This is a genomic window from Agromyces sp. P1_H4 (genome assembly GCF_056405255.1).
In genome coordinates this window covers 1-4,016 of the sequence record NZ_JBFUCL010000339.1, presented here as the reverse complement: position 1 = coordinate 4,016, position 4,016 = coordinate 1, and the positions used below count along the sequence as shown (strand labels likewise).

General features: G+C 72.4%; 4 protein-coding genes and 1 pseudogene. 3 read left to right on the top strand and 2 right to left on the bottom strand.

What is annotated here, in order from left to right:
• The coding region (locus AC1DY2_RS16630) for a gamma-glutamyl-gamma-aminobutyrate hydrolase family protein (protein WP_476763422.1) at positions 1 to 334 on the top strand (334 nt) is incomplete at its 5' end.
• A gap of 46 nt (positions 335 to 380) precedes the next feature.
• Here the strand turns inward: AC1DY2_RS16630 and prfB are convergent.
• A complete protein-coding gene (gene prfB / locus AC1DY2_RS16625) occupies positions 381 to 1,490 on the bottom strand; it encodes a peptide chain release factor 2 (RefSeq protein WP_476763421.1) in 1,110 nt (369 codons plus the stop codon).
• Positions 1,491 to 1,578: 88 nt separating this feature from the next.
• On the opposite strand from prfB, the gene AC1DY2_RS16620 reads away from it, so the two are divergent.
• Both AC1DY2_RS16620 and AC1DY2_RS16615 read left to right on the top strand, forming a co-directional pair.
• A complete protein-coding gene (locus AC1DY2_RS16620; RefSeq protein ID WP_476763420.1) occupies positions 1,579 to 2,079 on the top strand; it encodes an Hcp family type VI secretion system effector in 501 nt (166 codons plus the stop codon).
• 83 nt (positions 2,080 to 2,162) lie between these two features.
• Positions 2,163 to 3,458 (top strand): MFS transporter, encoded by a 1,296-nt coding sequence (locus tag AC1DY2_RS16615; protein ID WP_476763419.1) that lies wholly within the window; start codon positions 2,163 to 2,165, stop codon positions 3,456 to 3,458.
• Between the two features lie 181 nt (positions 3,459 to 3,639).
• Here AC1DY2_RS16615 and AC1DY2_RS16610 read toward each other — a convergent pair.
• A pseudogene (locus tag AC1DY2_RS16610) lies at positions 3,640 to 4,016 on the bottom strand (hypothetical protein); the annotation flags it as partial.

Here is a 4,016-nt window from a genome sequence, read left to right as displayed (position 1 = left end):
CCTCACCCCTCACCGCGACGTGTACGGCACCCACACCTCGCATCCGGTGACCATCGCGCAGGGCACGCTGCTCGCCGAGATCACGCACGAGCGCGAGTTCGACATCTCGTCGCATCACCACCAGGGCGTCGACCGGCTCGGCGAGGGACTCGTCGTCGCGGCGACCGCCCCCGACGGCGTCATCGAGGCGATCGAATCGGTGGACGGCGCGTTCTGCCTCGGCGTGCAGTGGCATCCCGAGGAGCGGCTCGACCCCGAGGGCATCGCGCTCATCCAGGCGTTCATCGCCGCGGCCCGCACGCGGGCGCGCGCGAAGTTCGCGGTGCGCTCCTAGCGTCCGACCGGATCAGGCGCGGGACGCGTGCCCGAGGGGGCCGGAGTCAGTCGTCGGTGGGACGCTTGCGCCACTTGATGCCGGCGGCGATGAACCCGTCGAGGTCGCCGTCGAACACCTTCGAGGGGTTGCCCTCCTCGTAGTCGGTGCGGAGGTCCTTCACCATCTGGTACGGCGCGAGCACGTAGGAGCGCATCTGGTCGCCCCAGCTCGCGGTGATGTTGCCCGCGAGCTCCTTCTTCTGCGCCGCCTCCTGCTCCTTCTGGATGAGCAGGAGTCGCGACTGGAGCACGCGCATGGCGGCGGCCCGGTTCTGGATCTGCGACTTCTCGTTCTGCATCGACACGACCACGCCCGTGGGGAGGTGGGTGATGCGCACGGCGGAGTCGGTGGTGTTCACCGACTGGCCCCCGGGGCCGCTCGACCGGAAGACGTCGACGCGGATGTCGTTCTCGGGGATCTCGACCTCCTGCGCCTCCTCCATGAGCGGGATGACCTCGACGGCCGCGAAGCTCGTCTGGCGCTTGCCCGCCGCGCCGAAGGGGCTCATGCGCACGAGGCGATGGGTGCCCGCCTCGACGCTCAGCGTGCCGAAGGCGTAGGGGGCGTCGATCTCGAAGGTGGCCGACTTGATGCCGGCCTCCTCGGCGTAGCTCGTGTCCATGACGGTGGCCGAGTAGTTGTGCTTCTCGGCCCAGCGCAGGTACATGCGCATGAGCATCTCGGCGAAGTCGGCCGCGTCGACGCCGCCGGCGCCCGCGCGGATCGTGACGACGGCCGGGCGGTCGTCCCACTCGCCGTCGAGGAGGATCTGCACCTCGAGGTCGCCGATCGTCTTCTGCAGCGACGCGAGCTCGGTGCGCGCCTCGGTCGCGGTCTCCTCGTCGCCGGCCTCCTGGGCCATCTCGACGAGCACCTCGAGGTCGTCGAGGCGGGAGTCGATGCTCTTCACCCTGGCCAGCTCGGACTGCCGGTGGCTCAGTGCGCTCGTCACCTTCTGGGCCTTCTCGGTGTCGTCCCAGAGGTCGGGGGCGCCGGCCTGCTCGGAGAGCCGGGCGATCTCGGCCTCGAGGGCGTCGACGTCGACGACGGCGCGGATGTCGCGGAAGGTGGAGCGCAGCGCGGCGATCTCCTGCGTGAGGTCTAGATCCAACATGGCCTCCCCAGCCTAGTCGCGCGGGCGTACACTGCGGTGCAGCGGCGGCCTGCGGTGGCTCGCGGAGCCGTCGGCGAAGGGGGCGTCCATGTCGGGTCACGCGTATCTCTCGTTCTTCGCGGATGCCCCGGGCGAGTCGCCGGCGGTCGGCCACGAGGACTGGATCGAGCTGCTGTCGTGGACGTGGGGCGTGACCTCCGACCTCGGCGCGTGGGGCCAGGGCGGCGGCCACGGCGGAGGCGGCGGCGCGGGACGCCCTTCGCCCACGGCGCTCACCTGGGAGCACGCGTTCGACGCGGCATCCACGAGGCTGCTCGGGTTCGTGGCATCCGGCCGGCACGTTCCCAAGGCCGAGTTGCACGTGACCCGTGGCGGTCGTGACGCGTGGCTCATCGTGAAGATGCAGGACCTCGTGATCACCTCGGTCGTCACCGCCGGCTCGTCGGAGGGCGATGTCGAGCAGACCGTCGGCATGGAGTTCGGCTCAGTGCGGTTCGAGTACCGCAGGCAGCAGCCCGACGGCTCGATGGGCTCACCGGCGACGGTCGACTGGGACATCCGGCGCGGCACCGTCTCGACCACGCCCTAGCCCGGCGCGGCCGACCCGGTCGCCGAACGCCGTCACCGAGTGGCCGCGCGAGCGGCGCCATGGGCGGGTGTAGCGTCGAAGCGATGACCGTCTCGACGCCCCAGTTCTCGTGGCGCTCGATCATCCTGCCGGCGTACCTGCCGACGCTGCTCTTCTCCATCGGCGAGGGCGCAATCATCCCGGTGATCCCCGTGGTCGCGACCGAACGCGGCGCGTCGCTCGCCCTGGCCGGCCTGGTCGCGGCCATGGTCATGGTCGGCGAGCTCGCAGGCGACCTGCCGGCCGGATGGCTCGTCGCCCGCATCGGCGAGCGCAACGCGATGATCGGCGCCGCGATGCTGGCGGTGATCGGCGTGCTCGTCGTGCTGGTCTCACCCACCGTGCTCGCCCTGGGCATCGGCATGTTCCTGCTGGGGCTCGCGACCGCGGTGTTCGGACTGGCTCGGCACGCCTTCCTCACGAGCTACGTGCCCGAGGCGACGCGTGCGCGGGCCCTGTCGACCCTGGCCGGCGTCTTCCGCGGCGGGTGGGCCGTCGGCCCGTTCGTGGCCGCCGCGCTCATCGMGTGGACGGGCTCGTCGGAGGTGGTGTTCTGGGTGCTCGTCGCGGCCTGTTTCGCGGTCGTCGTCGTGCTGCTCGTGCTGCCAGACCCCGAGCGGGTGTTCGGCGCCGCGCAGCTCGTGCGCGAGGCATCCGTCGCCGCATCGGGTGCGATCACGGGCGGCATGCGCACGATCGGCGAGGCCGAAGCGGATGCCGCGTCGCACGGCGTCTTCCGCGCGATCGCGACGCACCGTGCGGTGCTGCTGCGGATCGGCAGCGGCGTGGGCCTGCTCGCGGCCGTGCGTGCCAGCCGCACCGTCATCGTGCCGCTGTGGGCCGTGTCGATCGGCATGCCGCCCGAGGCCGCCGCCATCGTGATCGGCGTCTCGGCGACCATCGACTTCGCCCTGTTCTACGTGAGCGGCCAGGTGATGGACCGATTCGGGCGCCTCTGGAGCGCCATCCCCGGCCTCGTCGGCCTGGGCGTGGGGCAGCTGGTGCTCGCGTTCACCCACGACCTGCCGAACGCCGTCGCGTGGTTCACCGGCGTCGCGGTGCTGCTCGGCGTGGCGAACGGGCTGTCGAGCGGCGTGATCCTCACGCTCGGTGCCGACCTCGCGCCCAAGGCCAACCCGGCGCCGTTCCTCGGGGCGTTCCGCACGATCGCCGACGCGGGCCAGGCCGCGGCGCCGCTCGTGCTCGCGGCCGTCACCTCGGCGGCGTCCATCATGGCGGCGAGCGCGACCATGGGCGTGCTCGGCCTCGTGGGCGCGGCCGTGCTGTGGCGGTACGTGCCGCGCTACGTGCCGCGGCGCCCCCGGCCGCCGCGCGACTGAGCGACGCGCGCGGATCGCTTCTTCCCGTTCCCACCGCGAGGTCAGCATCACGACACGCGGTGGCCGTATCGCCGAGTGGCCACGATCGGCGCTTCACACCGTTCTGGAAGGTCTGTTTGCGACCACTCGATGCCGTCGGTTGGGTGTCGCCGCAGGTACTCGCGGGCGGGCGGTGCGCCGGTCAGTCGAGCGCGTCGAGTGCGGTCTCGGCGGCCTCGACGTCGTCGCGGGCGCGGTCGGCGGCGGTGGCGGCCTTCGCGCGTGACCGCTCGGCCTCGCGCTCGCCGCGCTCCGCGTCGGCGATCTCGCAGCGGAGCTCTTTCAGGCGCGTCTCGAGGTCGTGGCGCTCGTCGCGCAGCTCGTCGGCGTGCCACTCGGCGGCGTGCAGCAGGTCCTGCGCCTCGTCGAGGTCGCGTTGCGCCTGCTCCGCCCGGTCGCGCGCCTCCTGCACGTCGGCCTCGGCGCGCTCGCGCTCGGCGGCACGCGCGGCGTCGGCGCGTCGCCGTTCCGCCTCGGCCTCGGCCGCGGCATCCGAGTCGCCGGCACCCTGCTTCGATG